35 protein-coding genes are annotated in these 24438 nt (G+C 62.0%); 25 read left to right on the forward strand and 10 right to left on the reverse strand.

What is annotated here, in order from left to right; genetic code table 11:
* Positions 1–113: 113 nt before the first annotated feature.
* Positions 114–2591, forward strand: a complete 2478-nt coding sequence (locus tag BCAL_RS00665) for a phosphoketolase (protein WP_043167683.1) — start codon at positions 114–116, stop codon at positions 2589–2591.
* Between the two features lie 200 nt (positions 2592–2791).
* On the opposite strand, the gene BCAL_RS00670 is transcribed toward BCAL_RS00665, so the two are convergent.
* Positions 2792–3901 carry a hypothetical protein gene (locus tag BCAL_RS00670; RefSeq protein WP_052119335.1) on the reverse strand — a complete coding sequence of 370 codons (1110 nt, stop codon included), beginning with the start codon at positions 3899–3901 and terminating at the stop codon, positions 2792–2794.
* Between the two features lie 206 nt (positions 3902–4107).
* Positions 4108–5043: a DMT family transporter gene (locus BCAL_RS00675; protein ID WP_043167685.1), complete on the reverse strand. Its 936-nt coding sequence runs from the start codon at positions 5041–5043 to the stop codon at positions 4108–4110.
* 195 nt (positions 5044–5238) lie between these two features.
* On the opposite strand from BCAL_RS00675, the gene BCAL_RS00680 reads away from it, so the two are divergent.
* Positions 5239–5643: a pyridoxamine 5'-phosphate oxidase family protein gene (locus BCAL_RS00680; protein WP_043167686.1), complete on the forward strand. Its 405-nt coding sequence runs from the start codon at positions 5239–5241 to the stop codon at positions 5641–5643.
* Between the two features lie 129 nt (positions 5644–5772).
* Here the strand turns inward: BCAL_RS00680 and BCAL_RS00685 are convergent, their stop codons facing one another.
* Positions 5773–6999, reverse strand: coding sequence for a THUMP-like domain-containing protein (locus BCAL_RS00685; RefSeq protein WP_152600439.1), 1227 nt, complete (start codon positions 6997–6999; stop codon positions 5773–5775).
* A gap of 162 nt (positions 7000–7161) precedes the next feature.
* Here BCAL_RS00685 and BCAL_RS00690 point away from each other — a divergent pair, with 162 nt between their 5' ends.
* The 6 genes from BCAL_RS00690 to BCAL_RS00715 all read left to right on the forward strand — a co-directional run bounded on the left by BCAL_RS00690 (position 7162) and on the right by BCAL_RS00715 (position 13449).
* Positions 7162–8007 (forward strand): histidine phosphatase family protein, encoded by an 846-nt coding sequence (locus BCAL_RS00690; RefSeq protein ID WP_043167693.1) that lies wholly within the window; start codon positions 7162–7164, stop codon positions 8005–8007.
* 244 nt (positions 8008–8251) lie between these two features.
* Positions 8252–9202, forward strand: a complete 951-nt coding sequence (locus tag BCAL_RS00695; RefSeq protein ID WP_043167694.1) for a magnesium transporter CorA family protein — start codon at positions 8252–8254, stop codon at positions 9200–9202.
* Between the two features lie 30 nt (positions 9203–9232).
* Positions 9233–10051, forward strand: coding sequence for a transporter substrate-binding domain-containing protein (locus BCAL_RS00700; protein ID WP_052119336.1), 819 nt, complete (start codon positions 9233–9235; stop codon positions 10049–10051).
* 107 nt (positions 10052–10158) lie between these two features.
* Positions 10159–11214, forward strand: a complete 1056-nt coding sequence (locus BCAL_RS00705; protein ID WP_043167689.1) for a tRNA (adenine-N1)-methyltransferase — start codon at positions 10159–10161, stop codon at positions 11212–11214.
* 130 nt (positions 11215–11344) lie between these two features.
* A complete protein-coding gene (locus BCAL_RS00710; RefSeq protein ID WP_043167691.1) occupies positions 11345–11902 on the forward strand; it encodes a SixA phosphatase family protein in 558 nt (185 codons plus the stop codon).
* A 326-nt stretch (positions 11903–12228) separates the two neighbouring features.
* Entirely contained in the window at positions 12229–13449 is a 1221-nt protein-coding gene (locus BCAL_RS00715; RefSeq protein ID WP_043167816.1) for a tyrosine-type recombinase/integrase, read from the forward strand.
* A gap of 61 nt (positions 13450–13510) precedes the next feature.
* Here BCAL_RS00715 and BCAL_RS00720 read toward each other — a convergent pair whose 3' ends face one another.
* The 6 genes from BCAL_RS00720 to BCAL_RS12990 form a co-directional block, all read right to left on the reverse strand.
* Positions 13511–14140 carry a hypothetical protein gene (locus BCAL_RS00720; RefSeq protein ID WP_152600448.1) on the reverse strand — a complete coding sequence of 210 codons (630 nt, stop codon included), beginning with the start codon at positions 14138–14140 and terminating at the stop codon, positions 13511–13513.
* 126 nt (positions 14141–14266) lie between these two features.
* On the reverse strand, positions 14267–14644 hold the full coding sequence (locus tag BCAL_RS00725) for a type II toxin-antitoxin system HicB family antitoxin (RefSeq protein WP_043167818.1): 378 nt from the start codon (positions 14642–14644) through the stop codon (positions 14267–14269).
* The gene (locus BCAL_RS00730) at positions 14641–14835 is read right to left on the reverse strand and encodes a hypothetical protein (protein ID WP_043167819.1); all 195 of its coding nucleotides are present in this window, start codon (positions 14833–14835) and stop codon (positions 14641–14643) included. Before BCAL_RS00730 ends, BCAL_RS00725 begins: the two co-directional genes overlap by 4 nt.
* A gap of 211 nt (positions 14836–15046) precedes the next feature.
* The gene (locus BCAL_RS00735) at positions 15047–16144 is read right to left on the reverse strand and encodes a type I restriction enzyme HsdR N-terminal domain-containing protein (RefSeq protein ID WP_043167820.1); all 1098 of its coding nucleotides are present in this window, start codon (positions 16142–16144) and stop codon (positions 15047–15049) included.
* Between the two features lie 16 nt (positions 16145–16160).
* Positions 16161–16568, reverse strand: coding sequence for an ImmA/IrrE family metallo-endopeptidase (locus tag BCAL_RS00740; RefSeq protein ID WP_193350953.1), 408 nt, complete (start codon positions 16566–16568; stop codon positions 16161–16163).
* Complete coding sequence (locus tag BCAL_RS12990) at positions 16568–16990, reverse strand: helix-turn-helix domain-containing protein (RefSeq protein ID WP_152600449.1); 423 nt, start codon at positions 16988–16990, stop codon at positions 16568–16570. Before BCAL_RS12990 ends, BCAL_RS00740 begins: the two co-directional genes overlap by 1 nt.
* Positions 16991–17104: 114 nt before the next feature.
* Here BCAL_RS12990 and BCAL_RS00750 point away from each other — a divergent pair, with 114 nt between their 5' ends.
* From BCAL_RS00750 to BCAL_RS00795, 10 genes are all read left to right on the forward strand, one after another.
* The gene (locus BCAL_RS00750) at positions 17105–17362 is read left to right on the forward strand and encodes a helix-turn-helix domain-containing protein (RefSeq protein WP_043167838.1); all 258 of its coding nucleotides are present in this window, start codon (positions 17105–17107) and stop codon (positions 17360–17362) included.
* Positions 17362–17559: a hypothetical protein gene (locus BCAL_RS00755; protein WP_052119352.1), complete on the forward strand. Its 198-nt coding sequence runs from the start codon at positions 17362–17364 to the stop codon at positions 17557–17559. Before BCAL_RS00750 ends, BCAL_RS00755 begins: the two co-directional genes overlap by 1 nt.
* The gene (locus tag BCAL_RS00760; RefSeq protein WP_043167822.1) at positions 17556–17831 is read left to right on the forward strand and encodes a hypothetical protein; all 276 of its coding nucleotides are present in this window, start codon (positions 17556–17558) and stop codon (positions 17829–17831) included. The genes BCAL_RS00755 and BCAL_RS00760 overlap by 4 nt, the downstream gene beginning before the upstream one ends.
* 287 nt (positions 17832–18118) lie before the next feature.
* A complete protein-coding gene (locus tag BCAL_RS00765) occupies positions 18119–18358 on the forward strand; it encodes a hypothetical protein (protein WP_043167825.1) in 240 nt (79 codons plus the stop codon).
* Between the two features lie 2 nt (positions 18359–18360).
* Positions 18361–18948 (forward strand): single-stranded DNA-binding protein, encoded by a 588-nt coding sequence (locus BCAL_RS00770; protein WP_043167828.1) that lies wholly within the window; start codon positions 18361–18363, stop codon positions 18946–18948.
* 17 nt (positions 18949–18965) lie between these two features.
* Complete coding sequence (locus tag BCAL_RS00775; RefSeq protein ID WP_043167830.1) at positions 18966–19541, forward strand: hypothetical protein; 576 nt, start codon at positions 18966–18968, stop codon at positions 19539–19541.
* Between the two features lie 67 nt (positions 19542–19608).
* A complete protein-coding gene (locus tag BCAL_RS00780) occupies positions 19609–19800 on the forward strand; it encodes a hypothetical protein (protein WP_043167832.1) in 192 nt (63 codons plus the stop codon).
* Positions 19797–20894, forward strand: a complete 1098-nt coding sequence (locus tag BCAL_RS12005) for a hypothetical protein (protein WP_052401175.1) — start codon at positions 19797–19799, stop codon at positions 20892–20894. Before BCAL_RS00780 ends, BCAL_RS12005 begins: the two co-directional genes overlap by 4 nt.
* Positions 20891–21499 (forward strand): 3'-5' exonuclease family protein, encoded by a 609-nt coding sequence (locus BCAL_RS00790; RefSeq protein ID WP_052119312.1) that lies wholly within the window; start codon positions 20891–20893, stop codon positions 21497–21499. The genes BCAL_RS12005 and BCAL_RS00790 overlap by 4 nt, the downstream gene beginning before the upstream one ends.
* A complete protein-coding gene (locus BCAL_RS00795; RefSeq protein ID WP_043167453.1) occupies positions 21496–21894 on the forward strand; it encodes an HNH endonuclease in 399 nt (132 codons plus the stop codon). Before BCAL_RS00790 ends, BCAL_RS00795 begins: the two co-directional genes overlap by 4 nt.
* Before the next feature lie 29 nt (positions 21895–21923).
* Here the strand turns inward: BCAL_RS00795 and BCAL_RS00800 are convergent, their stop codons facing one another.
* Entirely contained in the window at positions 21924–22136 is a 213-nt protein-coding gene (locus BCAL_RS00800; RefSeq protein ID WP_156101943.1) for a hypothetical protein, read from the reverse strand.
* Between the two features lie 112 nt (positions 22137–22248).
* Here BCAL_RS00800 and BCAL_RS12995 point away from each other — a divergent pair, with 112 nt between their 5' ends.
* The 7 genes from BCAL_RS12995 to BCAL_RS00830 are packed head-to-tail and all read left to right on the forward strand — an operon-like array spanning position 22249 to position 24422.
* Positions 22249–22395, forward strand: a complete 147-nt coding sequence (locus tag BCAL_RS12995) for a hypothetical protein (RefSeq protein ID WP_156101944.1) — start codon at positions 22249–22251, stop codon at positions 22393–22395.
* A complete protein-coding gene (locus BCAL_RS00805) occupies positions 22392–22640 on the forward strand; it encodes a hypothetical protein (RefSeq protein ID WP_043167449.1) in 249 nt (82 codons plus the stop codon). Before BCAL_RS12995 ends, BCAL_RS00805 begins: the two co-directional genes overlap by 4 nt.
* Complete coding sequence (locus tag BCAL_RS00810; RefSeq protein WP_043167447.1) at positions 22637–22924, forward strand: hypothetical protein; 288 nt, start codon at positions 22637–22639, stop codon at positions 22922–22924. The genes BCAL_RS00805 and BCAL_RS00810 overlap by 4 nt, the downstream gene beginning before the upstream one ends.
* Entirely contained in the window at positions 22921–23235 is a 315-nt protein-coding gene (locus tag BCAL_RS12010; RefSeq protein ID WP_052119311.1) for a hypothetical protein, read from the forward strand. Before BCAL_RS00810 ends, BCAL_RS12010 begins: the two co-directional genes overlap by 4 nt.
* On the forward strand, positions 23232–23414 hold the full coding sequence (locus BCAL_RS00820) for a hypothetical protein (RefSeq protein WP_043167445.1): 183 nt from the start codon (positions 23232–23234) through the stop codon (positions 23412–23414). The genes BCAL_RS12010 and BCAL_RS00820 overlap by 4 nt, the downstream gene beginning before the upstream one ends.
* Positions 23411–24226, forward strand: a complete 816-nt coding sequence (locus BCAL_RS13000; protein ID WP_152600423.1) for a hypothetical protein — start codon at positions 23411–23413, stop codon at positions 24224–24226. The genes BCAL_RS00820 and BCAL_RS13000 overlap by 4 nt, the downstream gene beginning before the upstream one ends.
* Positions 24219–24422: a hypothetical protein gene (locus BCAL_RS00830; protein ID WP_043167440.1), complete on the forward strand. Its 204-nt coding sequence runs from the start codon at positions 24219–24221 to the stop codon at positions 24420–24422. Before BCAL_RS13000 ends, BCAL_RS00830 begins: the two co-directional genes overlap by 8 nt.
* Positions 24423–24438: the final 16 nt, after the last annotated feature.

The raw sequence follows: 24438 nt of genomic DNA on the forward strand, positions 1-24438 counted from the left end.
AACATGACTGGTGATTGGAAGCGGGAAACCGCGTAACCGCAAGGTTATGGAGGTCTCGCGACCGAAACAGAAATAATCAATCGCACATTACGTGCAGGAGTACAGGAGTACACATGACGAGTCCTGTTATTGGCACCCCTTGGAAGAAGCTGAACGCTCCGGTTTCCGAGGAAGCCCTCGAAGGCGTTGACAAGTACTGGCGCGCCGCCAACTACCTCTCCATCGGCCAGATCTACCTGCGTAGCAACCCGCTGATGAAGGAGCCCTTCACCCGCGAGGACGTCAAGCACCGTCTGGTCGGCCACTGGGGCACCACCCCGGGCCTGAACTTCCTGATCGGCCACATCAACCGCTTCATCGCCGACCACGGCCAGAACACCGTGATCATCATGGGCCCGGGCCACGGTGGCCCGGCCGGCACCTCGCAGTCCTACCTGGACGGCACCTACACCGAGACCTTCCCGAAGATCACCAAGGACGAGGCCGGTCTGCAGAAGTTCTTCCGCCAGTTCTCCTACCCGGGCGGCATCCCGTCCCACTTCGCTCCGGAGACCCCGGGCTCCATCCACGAGGGTGGCGAGCTGGGCTACGCCCTGTCTCACGCCTACGGCGCCATCATGGACAACCCGAGCCTGTTCGTCCCGGCCATCGTCGGCGACGGTGAGGCCGAGACCGGCCCGCTGGCCACCGGTTGGCAGTCCAACAAGCTCGTGAACCCGCGCACCGACGGTATCGTGCTGCCGATCCTGCACCTCAACGGCTACAAGATCGCCAACCCGACCATCCTGTCCCGCATCTCCGACGAGGAGCTCCACGAGTTCTTCCACGGCATGGGCTACGAGCCGTACGAGTTCGTCGCCGGCTTCGACGATGAGGACCACATGTCCATCCACCGTCGCTTCGCCGACCTGTGGGAGTCCATCTGGGACGAGATCTGCGACATCAAGGCGACCGCCCAGACCGACAACGTGCACCGTCCGTTCTACCCGATGCTGATTTTCCGCACCCCGAAGGGCTGGACCTGCCCGAAGTACATCGACGGCAAGAAGACCGAGGGCTCCTGGCGTTCCCACCAGGTGCCGCTGGCCTCCGCCCGCGACACCGAGGCCCACTTCGAGGTCCTCAAGAACTGGCTCGAGTCCTACAAGCCGGAGGAGCTGTTCGACGAGAACGGCGCCGTCAAGGAGGACGTCGTGTCCTTCATGCCGAAGGGCGAGCTGCGCATTGGCGCCAACCCGAACGCCAACGGTGGTGTCATCCGTGACGACCTGAAGCTGCCGAACATCGAGGACTACGCCGTCAAGGAAGTCGAGAAGTACGGCCACGGCTGGGGCCAGCTCGAGGCCACCCGTCGTCTGGGCGTCTACACCCGCGACATCATCAAGAACAACCCGCACGACTTCCGTATCTTCGGACCGGATGAGACCGCCTCCAACCGTCTGCAGGCCTCCTACGAGGTCACCAACAAGCAGTGGGACGCCGGCTACATCTCCGATGAGGTCGACGAGCACATGCACGTCTCCGGCCAGGTTGTCGAGCAGCTGTCCGAGCACCAGATGGAAGGCTTCCTCGAGGGCTACCTGCTGACCGGTCGTCACGGCATCTGGAGCTCCTACGAGTCCTTCGTCCACGTGATCGACTCCATGCTCAACCAGCACGCCAAGTGGCTTGAGGCTACCGTTCGTGAGATCCCGTGGCGCAAGCCGATCGCGTCCATGAACCTGCTGGTCTCCTCCCACGTCTGGCGTCAGGACCACAACGGCTTCTCGCACCAGGATCCGGGTGTCACCTCCCTGCTGCTGAACAAGTGCTTCCACAACGACCACGTCATCGGCATCTACTTCGCCACCGATGCGAACATGCTGCTGGCCATCGCCGAGAAGTGCTACAAGTCCACCAACAAGATCAACGCCATCATCGCCGGCAAGCAGCCGGCCGCCACCTGGCTGTCCCTCGACGAGGCTCGCGCCGAGCTCGAGAAGGGTGCCGCCGCTTGGGATTGGGCCTCCACTGCGAAGTCCAACGATGAGGCCGAGATCGTGCTTGCCGCCGCCGGCGATGTCCCGACTCAGGAGATCATGGCCGCCTCCGACAAGCTCAAGGAGCTGGGCATCAAGTTCAAGGTCGTCAACGTGGTTGATCTGCTCGCTCTGCAGTCCGCCAAGGAGAACGACGAGGCCCTGTCCGACGAGGAGTTCGCCGACATCTTCACCGCCGACAAGCCGGTCCTGTTCGCGTACCACTCCTACGCTCACGACGTGCGCGGCCTGATCTACGATCGCCCGAACCACGACAACTTCAACGTCCACGGCTACGAGGAGGAGGGCTCCACCACCACCCCGTACGACATGGTTCGCGTGAACGAGATCGACCGTTACGAGCTGACCGCTGAGGCTCTGCGCATGATCGACGCCGACAAGTACGCCGACAAGATCAACGAGCTCGAGGCCTTCCGCAACGAGGCCTTCCAGTTCGCTGTCGACCACGGCTACGATCACCCGGACTACACCGACTGGGTGTACTCCGGCCTGAACACCTCCGAGAAGGGCGCCATCACCGCCACCGCCGCTACCGCCGGCGACAACGAGTGAGTCTGACTCCTCCAACTCGTTAGTGTTCTAACGAAGGGGCTTGGGGATTTCCCCCAAGCCCCTTTTCGTATCTGTACTGGTTCGGTTGCGTACATGAATCCCCAGCTCCCCTGACAAGGGGAGCCGAAGGAGAGTTAAATGAATAGAGCCTCGGCAGGATGAATGCCTGCCGAGGCTCTATCGCGTATGCAAAGTATGGATCAGTTGGTCGAGCCGGTACCGGAGGAGGTTTCGCCGGATGAGGAGCCGGAGCCGGTGGAACCGGATGTCGAACCCGATCCCGAGTTCGATCCCGAGTTCGATCCCGAGCCGGTGGAACCATTGGAACCGGTGGATCCGGAGGAACCGGTCGATCCCGTGCCACTGGATGAGGAGGAGCCGTTCGACGTGCCCGAACCGGAATTGGTGGTGCCGGAGCCGGTGGAACCGGATTCATTGGAATTCGAGCCGGTGGAGCCGGTGCCGGAGGAATCGGAGGAACCCGAATGGTTCCCCGAACCGGATTCGGTTCCCGTCGTGCCCTCGGAGGAGCCGTTGGAATCGGTGGTGTTCGAATCGGTCGTCGAATCGCTGTCCGTGCCGTTGGAATCCGTGGATCCGGTGTCCTTGCCGGAATGCTCCTGCGGCTGGGATGGGGCGGTCGGCGTGGTGTCCGTGCCTGTTCCGTTCTCGGTCGTCGTGGTCTGCGTGGTGGTCGGATGCACCACGTCACGCACGACGGTATCGGTGCCGTTGCCGTTCGTGAACAGCAGCACCAGACCGGCAGCGAAGGCCACGCCGATCAGGCCGGAGACCACGGACACGATGATCGCCATGCGCTTGGGGTCGATCCGGCGTTTGCGCGTGCGACGGATCTCCTTGAGCGTGTAGGTGCTCGTCCTCGTGGCGGGCAGGCCACGGCGATCCGCGGTGGGAACGTTCGAACTGACCTCGCGGGGAGTCCGGACGGCACCGGCCGCACCGGCGATGACGGTCGTGGCATCGGACGGTTCGGCGTCGCCGTCCGTCGTCTTCGCGGCATCGGCGTCGGAGGTCGGCTTCTGCTCCTTGTCGGCCCCGTCGGCCCCATCGGAGGCATCGGACGCATCCGAGCCGTCGGACGAACCGGGGGTGATGGATTGGAGCTTCTCGCCGGAGACGTCGAGCACGTTCTTGTAGATGTTCGCCGCGACGGTGGAGATGATGTAACTGGCTGCGGCACCGATCACCGAACCGCCGACGCCGATCTTCGCCGATAGCAGGAACGACGTGATCGCGGCAAGGGATCCCGCAACAATCTGGGATATGGAAAGACCTTTGATAAACTTCATCACCCTTGAAGGTAACCGTTCTCGCCGCAAGATACCTGTGAAGCGCCATGATGGCGCAAAACACACACAAGCATCGCCGAAATCTCCACAACCCGTGCGAGGATGATCCGCATGCTAGGGACGCATGGCGGGGACGCATGCCGGGAATATATGGCGGGGACGCATACCGGGGGAATGCGGCCGGGACGCGCGCTTGGACGATGAGGTCAGTTGCGATGCAGCGAGTGACGCGTCGGTTTGATCACCGACAGCAGCACGGCCGCGAAGATCAGCGCGAAACCGACCAGCGAACTCCACGTGATGCGCTCTCCCCAGAACAGCGCCGAGAACGAGACCGCGAACAGGCTCTCCGTGCACATGATGATCGACGCCTGCGAGGGCGGCACATGCGCCAGACCGATGTTCTGCATGATCTGCGCGGACATCGTCGCGCCGAGGAACAGGTACAGCACGCTCGCCAGCACCGGCGGAGCGAGCCAGCCCGCGTTCGGAGCGGGTTCGGTGCATACGGCGCCGATCATGAACAGGACGCCGGCGACGGCGAATTGGACGAACGTCACGGCGATCGGGTCGAATCGCTTCGTGTACACGCCGAGACACGTGAGGTTGAACGAGAAGATCACGGCGGTCGCGATCGTCAGCCAATCGCCGACCGACAGGGACAGGGACGTCCCGTTCTTCAGCGAGACGAAGGCGACGCCAGCCAGACAGATCACGCCGGCGACCAGATTGACGGCCTTCGGACGGACCTTGGAAACGATCCAGGTGGCGAATGGCGTCAGCACGCAGTACGCGGCCGTCAGGAACGCGCTGCGACCCGGGTCGATGGTCTTGAGGCCGATGGTCTGCGTGACCATCGTGCCCCAGTAGGTCAGTCCGACCACCAGCGCCGGCACGATGATCGCAGGTTTCAGGGACGGAATGATATGACGATGGAACAGCGCCAGCATGCACAGGCAGGCGCCGATCATGCGCAGACCCATCAGCCACTGCGGGGGAATCGCCTCCATCGCGAATTTGGCCAGCAGATAGCTGCCGCCCCATAGCGCGGCGCAGGAGAGCAGCATCAGACGTGCGAGGTTCGGAGGGAAGGATCGTGACCAGCGACTGCGCAGTGCGCCGATTCGTGCCGACAGACCCATGAAGATGACCTCGCTTCCATTGCGTCCGGTGTCGTCGATACCTACGATACGGCCGGACGTGCCGGCGACATGCCTGCGGTGCAAAGGTGAACATACTCACAGCAGCTCACGGCGGACGATGCGGGCGGCGCGGCGGGCGAATGAGTAGAGTGGAATTCGGATAACGTATTCGCCGTACCATGAAAGGATGTCACTATGGCAACGCTCACCGAAGAGATGAAGACCTTCATCGAGAACAACCTGGGCTGGATCTCCACCGTCTCCAAGGACGGCGAGCTCGATCTGGGCCCGAAGATGTCGCTGTTCGTGCTGGACGACAACCACATCGCCTACCACGAGCGTACCGCCGGCCAGGCCTACGAGAACCTCAAGAACGGCTCCCCGCTGGTCATCGCCTTCGCGAACCTGGAGAAGAAGCAGGGCTACCGCTTCCGCGGTACCGTGACCCTGCACTCCGATGATGCGATCTACGAGGAGCAGGTCAAGGTCGCCGAGGAGAAGGGCACCAAGAAGCCGGCCGTCATCCCGGTCCTCGAGATCACCGAGATCCAGAACCTCGCCTCCGGCCCCACCGCCGGCAAGACCATCGTCAAGGACTGAGCCTCGACTGAGTCACCGGACGAGTCGACGCCAAGGTCGACGAAACGTCGGGAACGCCCGTATGCCGCATCCGAAAGGTCTCGGCGTACGGGCGTTCCCGACGTTTCCCGATACGATCTGCAGCACGATCTACAACGCCTTGCGGCACCGGATCACGAGATGCCGTCCGTCCGCGTCCGTCGTGGCGAACAGATAGGCGTCGCCGCCGTCCTTGAGTCTGAGCTTCCTGCGCAGTGCGGCGACCGGCATCGGGAAATTGCGCACGGCGATGTTGGCGTGCGTCAGATCGCCCAGCATCGTCCTCAGCTCACGTTTGTTCATCGTCGATACCTCTTCGACACGGAACGAACGCCCGGGAAAGTCCCCGACCGGCTCCGGCGAGACGAACAGGTGACTGTTCGGTCCGATCATCCGCACGCCGTAGTCGTCGGCAAGCGGGCCGAAGCATCCCGCCTTCATGATCGAGGCGTTCGGCTCGTACAGATACTTCCATTCGCCCTCGTCGCCGGTCGCCGCCACGGTGGATTTCGCGGCATCCGTCGCCTCGGACGGGCTGAAGGTGAGGATCTGGTCGTCGTTCACGCATGTGACACGCGGCGCGGCATGCATGTCGCGGTCGACGACGAGCAGCAGCTCCTTGCACTCGTTGCCGGTGGAGACGATATGCACCTCGGCCACGTGCCCGGCGAAATCGTCGACCGTCTTATGCCAGTCGAGCATCGGCGAGAGCTTGACCATCACCCGATGCGCCTTGGCGAGCAGACGATCCAGCATGCCCAGTACGTCCGGCGTGCAGTCGGCGATCGCATAGGTGCGAGCCCCATGCGTATCGCGCCTCGCCGGATCGAGGAAGACGAGCGTCGCCTCCGGCATCGCGTCCAGATACTCTTCGGCGTCCGCGTTGACGACCTGTGCGTATGACAGTCCCAAGGCGGGCATGTTGTGTTCGGCGATCGCGCACAGATGCGGCTGACGCTCCACATAGACCGCACGTCCGAACGCGCGTGCCATATACGAGAAGTCCGCGCCGAACCCGCCAGTCAGATCGACCAGCGTCGAGGACAAGGAGACGGAGGATTCGGGATCGTCCGCGACGAGACGCCGGGCGATACCCTCCTTGTACGTCGCCGTGAACTGCGATGAGCACTGCTCCATCGACAGATGCGGCGGATACCATACGCCGTCATGCGCCGCCCAATCGGGCAGCTTCGTACGCGCCGCCTGCCATCCGGCGATCTGCTCCAGCGCGATCGTCAGGTCGACGCCGTCCGGACGCCCCGCGTGCAGAGCCAGATCGCGTACGTCCTCGTTGCGGTGCGCGGCGACGAACGCGCGCGTCTCATCGGAAATCATCACCATGCCATTGTACGGAATGCCATTGCACGGAAGCCTCGCGTGCACGGAAACCTCGCATGCACGGAAGGACGCCGTCCGCGCGGTGCCGATGACCGGCGGATGTGGAACACTGGGGTGGGAACCGTTGCGTACCCGAATGACGGCGAACGAAAGGTGTCGACGATGATCGAAGAAGTGGTGATGCTCAGGCACGGACGCACGAACTACAACCTGACCCGGCGTCTGCAGGGGCAGATCGACGTGCCGCTCGACATCGTCGGCCAATGGCAGGCCGACCAGACGGGACTCGCGCTCGCCGGCCGATACTACTGGGCGAAGATCAGCCGGCTCGCCGCCGATCCCGAGCTGATCGCGCAGCCGGGGCCGGAGGCTGCCGAACGCAGCAGCATCGACGAGTACCGTGATGCGCCCGCCGCCCGCAAACGCATGGTCGTGGTCAGCTCCGACCTGTTCCGCGCCCTGCAGACGGCCCATGCCTTCGCCGACATCCTGGGACTCGAGGTCCATCCCGACGCACGTCTGCGCGAACGCAGCTTCGGACAGTGGGAGGGCATGACCCGTGACCAGATCAAGGCGGTGGACGCCGCCGCCTACGCCTCATGGAAGCACCATACGGGAGGCGAGCTCGCGTACGGCGTCGAAAGCCGCAAGGCACTGGGCGAGCGCGGGGCGAGCGCATTGCGCGAGATCCTCGCCGACCCCGCCTACGCCGATGCGACCCCCACCACGCTGATGCTCGTCGGACACGGATCGTGGATCATCGCCACGATCAGCGAACTGCTGGGCATCGACCCGGATGGGATGAATGCGCTCGGATCCATGCGCAACGCCTGCTGGAGCCGTCTCAAGGTGCGCTATACGGTCAACGGTGAGCCGGCGCCGGAGCCGCTGTGGGAGCTGGTGGAGCACAATCAGGCGCCGCAGATCGCGAATCTGTCCGACTGGGAGAACGGTCCCGACGAGCTGCGCGGCCCCGATATGCCTGCGTGGAGTCCGATCGCGTGGTGACGTGCACAGGTTACGTGGAATAATTCACGCCGAATTCAGAATTCTCCCGCCGTCGCGGTGGCGCCGAACGTGGCCGCGGACTAGACTTGACGAGGTTTCAGCCGGCAATCGGCTCGACCGGGTAAACGAACGTATCGAACATGCATTGGGCGCGGATTCGTCGCAGGTGGAAGGAACGAGGATATCGATGCCGGGAGGCGTCGGTGCGGCGACGCGTGGCGCACGGAAGGCGGGTGAGAAGACGATGTTGAGGATGTTCAGCACCATTAATGGTCAGGTGGAGCGCATAGACAAACCCGAGAACGGCTCATGGCTGTGCCTGAGCGAACCCACCGACGTCGAGCTGGCCACCGTCGCCTCCGAAACCGGCGTGGATCTGGCCGACCTGCGCGCCCCTCTGGATGACGAGGAACGTTCCCGCGTCGACGTCGAGGGCGACTACACGATGGTCATCGTCGACATCCCGACCGTCGAGGAGCGCGGCGGACGCGATTGGTACGAGACGATCCCGTTGTCGATCATCGTCACCGAGCATCTCATCATCACCGTGTGCATGCAGGACACCCCGGTGCTCCACCCGTTCATGGAGGGCACGATCCGCGGGTTCAACACGTACATGCACTCCCGTTTCATCCTGCAGATCCTCTACCGCAACGCCACCATGTACCTGCGGTACCTGCGCATCATCGACCGCGAGAGCGACAAGCTCGAACTGAAGCTGCGCCATTCGATGCAGAACCGCGAGATCATGATGCTCATGGAGCTGTCCAAGACCTTGGTCTACTTCACCACCTCCCTCAAATCGAACGAGATCGTGATGGAGAAGCTCAACACGCTGCAGCGCATCAAGCAGTATCCGGACGACGAGGACCTGCTCGACGACGTCATCACCGAGAACAAGCAGGCCATCGAGATGGCCAACATCTACAGCGGCGTTCTTGCGAACATGACCGACGCGTTCGCCTCGATCGTGTCCAACAACCTGAACAACGTGATGCGCATCTTCACGATCATCTCGATCACGCTGTCCATTCCGACGCTGATCTTCTCGATGTACGGCATGAACTTCGTGCCCGGCCAGCTGGGCATGCCCTTCACCGACAAGACCTGGGGATTCGCGCTCATCATCGTCATTTCCATCATCCTGTCGCTGTTGGTCACCTGGTTCCTCACCCGTTCGCGCATGTTCAAGTGACGATGAGACGATGAGCAGGTGACGATGCGGATGACCGGACGGATGACGCGACGGATGCGCGTGGCGTGCTCCATGCTGCTGTCCGTCGCGATGACGGCCGCGTTCGCCGGATGCGGGGAGGCCCCCCGGACGTTCGTCCAGCCCGAAGGACCGACCATCGCGATCGGAGTCGCCGCCGACGAGCCGGGACTCGCACGATGGCACGGCGGAGCCTACGAGGGCTTCGAAGTGGACGTCGCACGCTACATCGCCAAGAAACTCGGGTACGCGAACAAGCAGATCGTCTTCAAACAGGTGCTGCCGTCCAACCGACTCGATCTGCTGGACGACGGCACCGTCGACATGGTCGTCGCGTCGATGCCGATGCCACGGACCTCATCGTCCATCGCCTACGCAGGCCCGTATCTGCAGGTCGCGCAGGGACTGCTGGTGCGTCCCGACGACGCCGGGACGATCACGGAGCCCTCGGCGCTCGCCGGCAGGGACGTGTGCGTGGTCTCGGGATCCGGTGCGCGGGAGTCGCTGCTCGCCGTCCAGCCGAAGGCGCTGCCGCGCGAACGCGACACCTACCCGCAGTGCGTCACCGATCTGATGATCGGCACCGCCGATGCCATCGCCGGCGACGACGTCATCCTGTCCGGTCTGGCGCGTTCGCAGGGAGCCGATATCGCGGTGCGTGTGGACGGAGTGTCCTACGGGCGCAGGCGGTATGCCATCGCCCTGCCGTCCGGGGCGGGCACGCTGGCGCAGAACGTGGACGCCGCGTTGAAGGACATGCGCGATGACGGCACCTATGACGCTCTCCTGCGTACGCTCAGGGCCGATACGGGGTGGAGCAGGGGCCGCTGACGGCTCGTGTCGATGACCGTATCGGCGTCAATCTGCGCCCTCGGATAGGATGGGACGGTTTCGTCGGTCCGGATCCACAGGGAGAACGGAAGAAAGGGAGGGTCGAGATGCGACGTGGTCCGCTTGAGGCGGGGGAGAAGGTGCAGTTCACCGACCGTAGGAACAAGAAGATCACCGATCAGCTCGTGGTCGGAGGATCCACGCAGACCGACCATGGCCTGATCCTGCACGATGACGTGATAGGACTGACCGAGGGAACGGTGGTCACCACCGTCACGGCCAAGCGCGAGGCGCAGGTCAATCAGGTGCATCCCGAACGCGACGCCGCCAAACCATGGAAGGCGACACGCGCCATCGGCGGATGGCAGTACGCGGTGATGCGTCCCCGACTCGCCGACTACGTGCTTTCCATGCCCCGCGGTGCGCAGATCATGTATCCGAAGGACATCGCGCAGGTCATCCAGCTCGGCGACATCAGAACCGGTCACCGCGTGCTCGAATCGGGTGCCGGATCCGGTGCGATGAGCCTGAATCTCCTCGATGCGGTCGGTGAGGGCGGCGAGGTCACCACCATCGAGCTGCGGCCCGACTTCGCGCGAGTGGCCGAGGCCAACGCGACGCTCTACTACGGTCGCCGACCGGAATGGTGGAGCCTCAAGACCGGGGATTTCGACTCGATCGCCGCCGGACTGCCCGAACACTACTACGACCGCATCATGCTCGACATGCTCGACCCGTGGAATCGCCTCGAACAGGCGTATCGCGTGATCGCACCCGGCGGCGTGATCGTGGCCTACGTCACCACCACCACGCAGATGAGCCGCATGGTGGAGGCGCTGCGCGACGCCGGCGTATGGACCGAACCGGTCATCCAGGAGACGCTCGAACGCAGCTGGAAGGCGCAGGGACTCGCCGTGCGTCCCGATCATCAGATGATCGGACACACCGGATTCCTCATCGTCTCGCGGGCGATGGCCGAGGGCTTCACCGCCCTGAAGAAGCGGGAGCGCGCAGCCAAGGACACCGTCACCGATGTGGACGATCTGACGGACGAGGAGCGCGAGGCGCGGCTCGAGGATCTCGAGCTGCGCGATATCTCGGATCGCAAACTACGTAAGGTGCTGCGTGATCTTGATCGCATGGTCGATGCGCTCGAGGGCTGACCGGACTATAATTGGTCAGCATTGCGGATATGAGTGTTCGCCGATTGTTTCCCGGATGTTGGTCTGACGTTGACCGAGGGGTCGGCGGGTGTTCATGAGCGTATCCGCCATAAGTCCGAGGGGAGCTGTCATGGGAGTCAATCCGAACAAGGTCGCCAAGCGGGTCAAGGGGTACGACCACATCCTGATCATCATGCGTCACGCGAAGGCCGAGCCGTTCCATGCGGAGGGCGACTACGGCCGTGAACTGACGAACAAAGGGCTCAAGCAGGCCAAGAAGGTCGCCAAGGGGCTGACGGACATGAAGCTCGACCCGGATGTGATCGCCTGCTCGGCGGCCACCCGGGCCCGCCAGACCTGCGCGAAGATGCTCAAGACCTTCGGTGACAAGCCCAAGGTCGACTACCACCAGAGCCTGTACGAGGGGGGAGTACAGGCCGTGTTCGACGAGCTGGCGCACGCCAAGGAGAAGGATCGCGTGCTCATGGTGCTCGGCCATGAGCCCACCGTCTCGATCGCCAGCCAGTGGATCGCCTCGTCCGATTCCGATTCGGAGCGCCTCGACCTGCTCAATCTGGGATTGCAGACCGCGGGCGTGGTGATCTTCGGATCGGACAAGCCGTTCGACCAGTGGCAGGTGCATTCCGGCGATCTGCTCGCCGTGATGAGCTCCTCCGACTTCGACTGATGCTGTCGACTGATGTTTCGATATGTGGGCGCGATGGGTTTCTCCATCGCGCCCCAAGCGTATGATGTCCGCTATGCCGTTTGCCAGCTTGATTGATCGGTCTCACATACTGTAAAGAGGCGTGAAACGGCGGTATAAAGCCGATTTATGAGGCGGGAATAGTGTAGAACCGTTGAAAACATGGGCTTTCCCTGATATTCCAACGATTGGCGGTGGATTGGGCCGTGGCCTGTTTTATGCAAGTTCTGCGTCGTTCTGCGGCGTTTTACACCCACTTAAGGTGAACTGTAAGGTGCACTCCCAAGAGACGATATCGGGAGGCACGCATGACCAGAACGACACGCAGGACACGCGGCGCAGGCAGCATCTTCAAGGACGCAAGAGGACTATGGCACTTCCGTCGGCAGCTTGACCCCGACCCCGCCACGGGGGCACGCAGGACCATCGAGGCGACCGGCAAGGTCAAAAGCGAGGCGAGAGCCAGATTCGACGCCAAGGTCGAGGAATACGAGCGCACCGGCGTCATCCGCACCGCCAAAGGCCCCTATCTCAGGGACTACGCCGAACGGTGGCTCGACCAGCACCGCGCCGACGTCAAACCCAACACATGGGCCAACGAACGCAGCTGGACATCGCTCATCTGCCAGCACATCGGCGGACTGCGCCTGACCGAGCTGAGACCCGAGCACATCCAGACGATGATCCGCACGCTCTCACGCACCCGCAAGCCAAGCAGCATCAGATGCTACCTGTGCGTCCTGTCCTCCATGCTCGACGCCGCCGAACGCGAGGACCTCATCGCCGCCAACCCCATGCGCCGCGTCCAGGCACCGAAACTCCGCAAGCCCACGCGGGCCATCCTCGCCGACGACGAACCGCGACGACTCATCGAATCGGCCGGCGAACCCGTGAAACACCCCAGCCGATACGACGACACCCCCGAGGAACGCGAAATGTGGGGCCTCATGTTCGAACTCGCGTTCTCCACCGGCATGCGACCCGGCGAACGCTACGCGCTCATGCCGTACCAGCTCGAACGACGCCGAGACACGCCCGGCATCTACGTCTGCCAGCAGATCCAACTCTATCTCGACGGACCCAAGGCAAGGATCCCCGACTGGCTCGACGCCACCCACCTCACCGGCCGAGCATGGCTCACCACACCCAAGAGCCAATCCGGCAACCGGTTCATCCCCGTCAGCGAACAACTCTGGAACCGGCTCTGGGACCACATCGCCGCATGGGGCATCGGCCCCCACCAGCTCATATTCGCCAACGGATTCGGCCGACCGATACGCCGCGACAACGAGATCCTGCGATGGAAACGCGCGCTCGCCGACGCGGGCCTGCCCACGGACATCACCATCTACTCGGCCAGACACTGGCTGTCCACCGAGATCGCCGAGGCCGGAGCCAGCGACGACGAACGCATGCTCATCATGGGCCACGCCGACCTGTCCACCACCGCCCGATACACGCACTGGAGCCCGCAGGCGTTGGGCAGAGTCATCGGTCGGGCCATACCCGACCTCGCCGCAGCCGAATAAGCGATGCCCCCGGATCCATTGGGATTCGGGGGCATGATCTGTATGACAAAGGTCTTCTGGTCTAAGCCCAGTTGCCCTTGCTGACGGTGACGACCGTATACGGATCGGTGGTGATGTTTACGAGGCAGTTGACCGCGGCCTTCTCCTTGCCGGCACCTACCTTCACGTTGTATCGTGCCAGCCACTGGCCGGCGTCAAGTCCCTGCTGCCATGCCTGCTTGCCGAGGATGGGGTCGGAGTCGTACGCCATGTTCGGGAACAGCTGCTGCTTGGCAGCGTTATCGCAGACCTGCACGGCCTTGCCGTAATCAGCCTCGGCCGATTGCTTGGGCTTCGATGCGCTGTCGTCAGATGACTGCGTACTGTCTGATTGGACTTGCTTCAGATCATCCACTTGCTTCTGCAGATCCTTGCTCTTCTGCTTTTCGGTATCGAGTTGTGTCTGAAGTGTCCTGCTCTTCTGCTTCTCCACGTCGAGTTGCATTTGGATGGTACTGTACTGGGGCGTGATGGTCGGATCGATTGATAATGCAACACCGATGGAGGCGGTGCCGATCGCGCAACCCACGCAGAACACGACGAGATAGATCAGGATGCTGCGTACGATATGCCTCTTCGCCTTCGGCTTGCCGTGGGATCGTCTACGTCCGGATTGCGGTGGTAACGGTTGCGCGGGTGGGACCATGCTCATTTCTTCCTCTTTCCCTTCTTGGACCATATGGTCATGCAACATATTCTATGATCACCGATCACCTGCACGGCGTTCGATGATCATAGCGATGTGAAGTTCCGAGCATGATGCATCGTGATGTGTTGATCATGCGTCCTGCAGCGCGCTGACTCGCTGAGGGCTTACGCCGGTGACCGTGGCCACGTCGCGGACGGTCAGTCCCTCGCCGCGGAGTGCTGCGACGGTGGAACGGGCGAGTCTCGATGCCTCATCTTGCGCCTTTCGTGCGGCCGCGCGTTTTGCAAACAGGTCATCCACCATCCGTTGCGTGTCCTCGTCCAGCCGGGGGTCGATGGTCACGGATCCGACCGTCACGCCGAGCATGCCGGCGGCATCGCGCACCATGGCCTCCACCTGATCGAGGCGCCTCGCTTGGCTGAACAGGCCGGGGATTTCTGGGACCTCGATAGCCCACCAGCCGTCGCTGCGCGTGCAGACGGCAGTGGCGTTCGCTGCTTCGCTCATTTCATATTCCTTTCGATGTATCTCAGGATTCCCCTGGCGGTGAGCTCGTTGACCTCGCCATGTCTCGGCACCGTGGTCTGGGCCTTGCCGACGGTTACCTTGCTGTGGTTGCCGCCCTCGGTCCAGATGTCCTCGAGACCGTTGTCCTTTGCGAGCCTGTGGATTCGTCCTTCCAGTTCCTTGCGCTTCATAGTTATAGTCTATATGTATTTACTTATCAAGTCAAGTGGTATTGACTATGCCTGAGGGTGTGGTGCTGCCGACTCGCATCGACTAATGCGCGTCTGGGACGCGCTGTCGGTCGAGCAGTCCGACTAATTAATCCGAAAATGAAGGAGTCGCTGTCGCGGTAGGGGACATTCGATGCCTCCTACCGCGACAGACGCGTCCATGAGGCCCGCATTATGGACGCAGCAGCCGCTGTACTTCCGCCCGGATGTCGTCGGCGAATTGGTAGATGCCGTTCAGATCGTCGATCGGCTTGCGTTCACAGTTCCGATTATCGTCGAAGACTCCGATGTACTTCTGCTTCGTGTTGAAGAAAAGACGGGCGATGGGCTTGCGATTGTTGTCATCCAGGAAGATCGAGCAGTAGCTTTTCGCGTCTCGCATGGTGATCCGGGCCGGGTCCACATCACGGCATGCGATGGCCTTGATAATGCGGTATGCGGCGATCTCCTCCTCGGTGGTCACGATGCCGTCGTCGTTCGGCTCGGCATCATCGACGGGGATGTCCTCGGCCTGATCGGACTCGGCTTCCGGCGCGGACGCCATTTTGATGTCATCCGCACCGAGAGCGGTCTTCAGCCTGTCATTGACCTGATCGGAAAGGAACTGTTTCAGCGCCTTTGCCGCCAATGGGCGGAACTTGTCCATCACGGAGGCATAGAAAGCGCCCTCGTAGATATGGCCGGCAAGCAACTTCACAAACTCGTCGGATGGCTCCCTGAACTCGTCGCCGACGGCTCGCTTGAGCGCTCCGACGTACTTGAGCTCCTCGGCACTGCTGGCGATGGAGTCAAGATCGAACGCAGGCTTGGTGAGCTTCTCCAAAGCGGGAAGGACGGTGGGGTCGATATCGAGAAGATCGAGCACGAGGAAAGGCTTCGAGTCCATTTTGTTCGGCTCGTCGATGTCCATGTAGAAATTCCAGATCTGACCATTGGTCAGAATCCCGATGCGGGCATTCGTGGCGGCAAAATACCTATACAGCTGACTGGCGTTTTCAAGACTGAGCTGCGCGCCGATTTTCTTGCACTCGATGAGGATCTGCACCTGTCCGTCGCGGACGAGGGCGTAATCGACCTTCTCGCCTTTCTTGATGCCGACGTCGGCGGTGAATTCGGGAACGACCTCAGTCGGATTGAACACGTCGTAGCCGAGTACCTGACCGATGAAAGGCATGATGAACGCCGTCTTGGTGGCCTCTTCGGTTTCGATCCCGTCCTTCAGATCGCGGATCTTCGCTGCGACCTGGTTCAGGCTCTCCGCAAATTCCATTAGCTGTTCCTTTCCTTCATACTGCACGATCGTGCAGCCAAATCCTGTAATCGTTGATCACATCCACGGTGACGTTCAATTCGTCGGCCATCAGCCATGGATCGCCATCGTACATGAACTCGGCCCTGGCGTAGTCTCGCTCGTCGATGAGCCGGCGTGCCGTCTGGATCCTGCAACGCAGCTCCCGGCAGTGCCCCATGTCCCCATACGCCCTGTGGACAAGCTCGTGCACCAGAGTGCACCGCTTGCGCGTGTAAGTCATGGTCCGGTCAATGAGGATCACGTCTGTAGAGAACCGGTACAGGCCTTCGAGATCATCCGGCAGCAGGGCGCTCATGACCTTCAACTTGGGCGCGGCGCCGTACAGTCGCATACGCATCGGCCCGTAATTCAGATGCGTGTCCACCGGGATCGGCGCGATCATCACGCGCCCGGTTCAGGGTCAGGTTCATGCTTGTGGCTGCTGTGCGACGCCGCGAGATCCACGGGATTGTCACGATAGGCGCGCAACGTCTCCTCGATGGCGGACTGCTCATCGGCCGCGATGTCATCCAACGACACAATGCGCTCGCCGGCGTTGGCGGGACCCATTTCCTCGATGAGTCTTCTGTACGCGGCGTCGAAGATATTACGCGGATCGACTCCGATGAGCTCGCAGGTGTTGATCATGGCCTCCATCGGCATCGACGGCTTCGCATTCAACCAACGGGAGTAGCCGGATTTCGAATGTCCAAGCTTTTCGGCTACCTCGGCCTGCGACGTCTCGTGGCGAGCGAAGCTGGCTTTGAGCTCAAGTCCAATTAGCTGTGAGAATCGGTGGCTGCGTTCGTCTTGCGTGTTGCTCATGCGAGTACTTTACATCCCGAATGATGCAATTGCAATTCATGAAATGGGATCTGATTGCTCAAATGAGACACGCCCACATTGACTGTGGTTGAAATTGGTTATATCGTTGCTCACATGAGCAATCTTAATGCATGGGTCGGCCATCGGATCGAGACTTTGATCCGATCTAAGGGCATGACCAAGCGAGCCGTGTCGGAGAAATCCGGCATGCCCTACAGCAGCCTCAACAGCAAGATCAAAGGCTACCGAGGCTTCGACCTCGACGACATCCTCGCCCTCGCCGAAGCCATCGGAGAACCCCCATCCGAACTCCTGCCCCCACAATTCCATCCAGCCATCACAGCGCTCGCCGACTCGAAGGAGATGGAGTGATGAAGCAGGTCACCAGCATCCGCTACGGGGCTGAGCCGTTGGTTGTCATGCCCGAGGGCGATGGCCGGTATTCGCTGCGTTTCGACACCGCGGACGAGGCCGTGGTCATCACCGGTCTGAACAAGACCGCCCTGATCCGCAACAAGAGCCGTCTCACCGAGGCGCTCGGTCGTATCGAGAGGGGGAAGGCGTCATGAACGTGTTCACGTATGGCCGTCATTGCAGTGGCTATGAGCATCCGGTGCGGCCTCGTCGGCTGGTGGATCGGTATCCCGCGGTCCGTTGGGTGGCGGCGAATCTGGTGTTGGGCGTGGTGTGCGTGGTGTCGCTGTGGTGGCTGCTGACGCATATGGGCGTGCTGCATCCTGTATCGAACTTGATCGCTCTGGTCGCGTATGCGGGGTCGGCGACGTTGCTGCTGCTGCCACATGCGGCCAAATGGGTCGCGCGGCATCTGCCGCGTGATTGAAGTCTTGCCTGTCGGTCGCTTTCATTTCCTTCCCCTCCGGCGGGCGGCGGTAAAGGAGACCGTACAAATCCCAGATAACTGAAAAGTCAACCAAACCATACTAGGGGACCGTCGGTCCGTTGTCTTGTCGATTTCACTTCTGACGGTTCCTTCGGGCGGTGCGAGCAGCCCCCGGCCAAGATCGCGGTGTCATGTACGCGGCAACGGCCGGGACCGTGGTGCGATTCCACGGCCGTCCACGATCCGGCTGCTGCCGGTTTCCGATGACTCCCAGAGGAGGTGGAGTGATGCCGTTGACCGAGGAGGGCGTGCGGATCGATGCGAATCCGGTGCCGTTGTGGGCCCGGAAGGCGTGGACGTTGCCGCAGGCCGCGCAGGTGTTCAGTCTCGACTATCAGGGTGTCCGTTTGGCCGCGCTGAAGGGGGATCTGGACACGTTCCGGCCGCCGAACAAGCACGGCGACCCCGGTCGCCGTCACGTGACCGAGGAGGCGATGCTGTCGTGGATCAAGGGAATGGAGGAATAGGCATGGCGGGTGAGACCGTGTTGACGATCATCGGGAATCTGACTGCGGATCCGGAGGTGAGGACGACGTCGCATGGGACGAGCGTGGCGAGTTTCACGATCGCGGCGACGCCTCGTGTGCTGAACCGGCAGACGGGCCAGTTCGAGGACGGTCAGGCGTTGTTCATGCGTTGCAGCGCGTGGCGTGATCTGGCGGATCATTGCGCTCGGAGCCTGTCGAAGGGCATGCGCGTGATCGCGCAGGGTCGTCTGCAGCAGCGTTCGTACGAGGCGCAGGACGGGTCGAAACGGGTCGTGATCGATATGACGGTCGATGAGATCGGTCCGAGTCTGAGGTATGCGACCGCGGCCGTGGCGCGTCAGCAGTCGTCGCATGGCTTCCAAGGGCGGCAGCAGGGCGGTTATTCGGGTGGCGTGACCTACGGGACGGCCCAGCCGGCGCAGCCCGCTCAACCGGCCCAGCCTGTGAAGTCCGTGCCGTCGGATCCGTTCGCGGACGCGAACCCGAAGGATGAGCATGATCCGTGGGCCAACGATGGCACGGGCAGTGATTTCAAGCCGGACGCCGGCACTGACGATCCGGAATTCTAGGCGGAGGGAAAGCGATCATGGCGAGATTGAGTGCGGGGGAGCTGCGTGACCTGTGCGGCGTGCCCTGGAATGATCTGTCCGAGTCGGAGCGGCGCAGCGTGCGCCGGGCCAAGGCGAAGCAGTATGACGAGGACCTGAACTCCGCGGCCGAACGGCTCATCGAGCAGTTGCCGCGACTGTCGCTGGACGAGGCGTACACGCAGGCCGCTCAGGCCCTCAAACAGGCGCAACCGGCGCACGGCGACGCGGACGCGTCGACGATGCTCGACCACCTGTGGCGCGAGATCCCGGCAGACAGGCCGGAGGATGACGGGTTCCTGGCGGATTGGCCGGACGACATCATCCATCTTGACGGGTTCAACCCGAACGCCCGCTGGGGGTCGATCGCCGAACGGCTCAGGACGCGTCCTGATCGTCCCATGAGCGTTCAGGACAACCTGCCGTACAAGACCGCGCTCTCCCAGAGGAGCGCGCTGCGCTGCGGCGCACGCAAGGGCTGGACGCGCGGCGAGTATCGGGTCGAGATCGCCCCGGACCACGAGCATGAGGGCATGTACCGGCTGATCGCCGCCTACACGGGCAAGGGGGAGTGATGAGTTTTTTCGTCAGCATGGTGCTCCTCGCGCTCGCAGTCCTCATCGCGTGGGCAGGAGGCCGGAAATGACCGACACCAGGGTCGATGTGTGGTATCGGGTCGGTGACGGTCCGCGCAGGCGGATCACCGACACGATCGTGGGCGACGCCCTCGCGGTGGGCGCCGGCGTCAGCGCCTACGCGCTGACCGAACTGCTGAGACGCGTGCCGGAACGGGCGCACGTCACCGAAGTGATCATCGAAAGGAACGAGCCATGAGCCAGCAGGCAACGAACTGGGTAAACTATCAATCTCCGATCGACCTCGACCCGATCGAATTCCGACTGCTTCATGTCATCGCCGACAACGTCGACGTGAACGGCCGCGGCTACGGCAAGAGCGTGAAGACCACCATGGAGCTCTACCGCGCGCCCATCTGCGAGAAGACGGTGCGCGAAAAGTTCAAACACCTCGTCGAGATCGGCGTGCTGCGCTACGGCGACCAGCGGCTCGTCGCGTATCTGCCGGCCAACCGGCGTCCCAAGGTCTACGACATCGTCATGACCACCGGCGAGGACAGGGGTGTATATCATACACCCCTGGAAATCGAGGATCCCGCCGACGATGAGCCGACCCCTGCGCCTGCGGCCGACGCGGACCCGGAACCCTCCGTCGGCGCGTGGGCCGACGACGGCCAGGGGTGCAGCAGGGGTGTAGCTGGGGTGCAGCTGGGGTGTAGCAGGGGTGTACGTATGCGTACCGACAAATATATTAAATCCACTAAATCCACTAAATCCACTAAATCCACTAAATCCACTAAATCCTTAGAGAGAGTACGCGCGCGCAAAACCGAACAGCCACGAGCGGGATCCGAAGCCGAGTTCAACCAACGTGTCGACAGGCTCCTCGCCCTCACACCCGACGAGACCCATCTCGCGCTCGCCGCCCGGTACGGGCTCGACGCGGATCTGGAACTCGAGAAGTTCGTCGACCGCTGCCGTGCCGAGGGCAAACCGCCCGCGGACCCCGCGGCCGCGTTCCGCAACTGGCTGCGGCGCGCCCCCGAACTCGGCATCGGCGGCAACGGGACGAACGCGACCGCAGCGCTCGCCGGCATCGGTTCCGGCATTTCGGAGCCGGTGGACGGGGACGTGGAGCTGCGGCGCAGGGCGCGCAAGCTGCTGGAGTCGTCGAGGCCGATAGCGCGTCGGATTCCGGAGCGCGCGGCCCGGTTGGATCTGGTGCCGGGCGTGGCCCGTCTGCTGGACCGGGGCATGAGCCCGGTCGACATCGTGAATCTCATCGCGTCGGGCGACTCGCAGGAGCTGGCCGACGCGGGAATCGAACTGGACGATCTGGAGGCGATCGCATGAACAACAACAACATCAAGCAAACCCCTGAAATCACGCCGTCGAGGCAGGACGCGCTCCTGTGGCTGGACATCGAGACCACGGGTCTCGACCCGGACGCGGGTGTCCTCGAGGTGGGGATGCGCTGCACGAGCATGGACGCGGGCTCGGAACTGTCCGAGGGCGTGTGGCTGGTGCGCCCCTCGGAGTTGAGCGTGTACGACTTCGACGCGAGGACGCTGGCGATGCATACCGGCAACGGGCTGCTGCGCGAGGTCATGTGCTCGAGTCCGGACGTCACGGGCCCGGATGTCGTCGCCCGGGATCTCGAGGAGTTCGTGGCCGGTCTCGCCCGCGAGTACGTGCTGCATCCGGCCGGGTCGAACGTGCAGCATTTCGACCTGCCGGTCCTACGCGGATTCCTCGAGGCCGAGACCGGTTCCGTCATGGACTGGATGGACGAGTTCCTGTCCTACCGCGCGTTGGACGTGACCGCGCTGCGTCTCGCGCTCACGGCCGTGGGCGAGGATCCGTACGCGCATCGTGAGGGCAAGTCGCATCGCGTCATGGACTGCATCGACGGGGACGTCGCGTTCTACCGGCGGTTCATCCGGGAGCATCTCGCATGAGCGACAATCCCACCGACCAGACGCGTCGTCTCACCGCGATGCGCGACCACTACGAGTGCGTGCGCTGCGGCAACGAACTCGACCAGATCTGGGGCGGCCACAGCCTGCATCACCGGATCCCGCGCAGTCACCCGTTCCCGGGATTGCACGAGCCCGCGAACCTGATCCACCTATGCGGCTCCGGCACCACCGGCTGCCACGGCTGGGTCCACAACCACCCCCTCAGATCCTACGAAAACGGCTGGCTCGTCCACATGGACCAGGACCCCACGCTCATCCCCGTATGGAGCGCCCGCCACGGCTGGATCCTCCTCGACAACCAAGGCCACTACCACCTATGCGACCGTGACGGCAACCCCAGAACCACATTCACCTACCGAAAGCTCTACCGATGACCGAATTCCTCAAACACCAATGGGTAGCGTTATTGGTCACCCTTCTCTGGATCGGGTTCACGATCTACCACATCACCGCCGACAACACGACCGAGGCCGTATTCTCCGCCATCGTCGCCACGGTCGCGCTCACCACCGCCATCCACGTCCATCTCCTGACCCTCATGCAAACCGACTACGAAGACCTCGCCAACCGACACATGAACGCACTCGCCGAAAGCCTCCTCCTCGAACCCCTCCAACACGGCCTCCAACAGGACGGCGACAAAGCCTCATCACCCTCCACCAACACGACGACCACAACAGAACCTACCAGGTCGAATACATCCCCAACGACATCAACGAGAACATCCAATGAGCAAACCACCATACACCATCGACCAGTTCGAACGCGCCTGCGAAGCCCTCGACACCACCTACCAACTCGACACCGCCATCCGCAACACCATCATCGACCGAGTACTCACCGCAGCGCTCGCCGACGAGGAGGGAGCACAATGACCACCCAACCCGCCACCAGAGACGCGATCGTCATCGCACTCAGCAAACTCGACACCGGAACCAACGACGACGCGTTCACGATCCCCATCCAGCAGATGTCCGCGCTCGCCGACCTGCTGGAGCCGGAGTTCCGTCGGCTCATGGCCCTCGCGTGGTTCGTCGGCTGTGATCAGGGCATCAAATGGGCGCAGGGCAAGGCCGACAGGCCGTTGAGGAACCCGTACATGGACAAGGAGACGAAATGAGCATCATCACCAGAGAGGCCGAACTCAAATACCCGGACACGATCCCCGGCATGGACCCCACGCCACTGCGCAGCGGCTACGTTGACGGCGCGGACAGGGAGTGGACGGACATCGAAATCATGGCCGCTGCGGAGACGGCGGTCAACACGTGGAAGCTGCTCAGCCGGAATGCCGAACGCATTCGCCCGGCTGATGGTGAGAGCGTCGAACTGGGTATCGCGCGTGAGGCGGTTACTGCCGCGTGGCGGGCCGCGCACAATGTCGCAACGAAGGAGGAATCATGAGCATCGTCGAACAGGAAGCGGAGAAGCGGTATCCCGATCTGGTGTTCCCCGGCTATCCGAGGGACCAGAAGCATTTCCAGCAGGTCTACACGTCGGATGATTTGCAGGAGGCGTACATGCAGGGCGCGGACAGGGAACCCACCGACGCGGAGATCGAGGCAGCCGCCCGGGCTCTCTACGAGGCATGGAGACCCGCCAGCTACCCGAAATGGGACCAGTACAAGCGGTGCAGCCGCGTCGAGGACTACCTCGCCGCCGCAAGAGTCACCCTGACCGCCGCACGAAACAAAGCAACTGAGGAGACGGAATGAGCGACGTGCAGCAGATCATTCACGGTCGGATCGTCAGAGAGTCGAAATACGGGGTTGACGACGACTACACGGCAGGTCTCGTCGCCGGACTCTCGTTCGCGCTCCACCGCATCGTCGAACGGGATGGTGAGAACCGGACCGGATGTAAGGAATTCGACCTCAAAGAGGAAAACGCATGAACGTTGAACCTGTTGAATCGGTCCTGCGCGAAGGCCGTTGCACACCGAAATGTCTTCTCGCGCTCGGAGACGAGTCAAAGCAATGCCACTGCCGATGCCGAGGATCCTATCATGGCGTTCTCTCGGACAGCATTGTGGAAAGAAACCCTTCTGCCGGCATAGTCGATGAATGGTGGACGCACTTCTGCTGCCTTGGCCCGAAAAGGCGGATGTCGCGGCGAGAAATTCAACGCCTATATCCCGACATGACTGTTGAGCCTAGCATTATTCCTTTTGATGGGAATTATCACCTAGTCACCAATCTCGGAGATTCGTTTATGGTAGCGATAAACGATATAGGTGACTTCGATGAATATTGGTGGGGAGGTAGTGATTACTATCACAGTGAGGGGGAAGGCCCCAAGATTCTTGACCTGTTCCTACGCAGTCTAACAGAACAGCATCGAGCCTCTCGCTGCCATAGATCAAAAATCATCCAATGCGATGGCGATAATCCATATGGTGTGCATGTGGAAATAACCGGCATTCGCGATCTATGTGAGGCGATTGTAATCTGTGAGGCCATATGGCAGGCAATAGGCGTATCGTCTGGCGGCGGTTACTCCATGGATATGCTCATGAGTTCCATATGCCTCATAAACAATTATTGGGATGAATGCATCGAATCTCATCACGACTTGTTCATTTTCTCCCCATCAGAAGCGAACATCGATAAACGTGCCGTAATTCCCTTCGGGTTAAGCGATGAAGAGTCTGAGGAAAAGTGGGAAGACAGAAAGAAATATTACAAGGAGAAGCATCCATATGAGTAGGAAGTTTGAGTTCGAGAGCGTGGCCTATGACACGGTGTTCCGTGTCGTGGAACGCCGGAACGGCGAGGCTTTCGCCCGGTGGAACGCTCGCGTGATCAAAACCCCCTCATGGGACGAGACCGGCACGACGTACACGATCACCCTCGAACGCACGACGGACCCCGCCAACAGCGGCACCCTGTACCTCAACGAATGAGAGGAAATCATGAGTG

Origin of the sequence: Bifidobacterium callitrichos DSM 23973, assembly GCF_000741175.1 — a bacterium.
Lineage (GTDB): Bacteria > Actinomycetota > Actinomycetes > Actinomycetales > Bifidobacteriaceae > Bifidobacterium > Bifidobacterium callitrichos.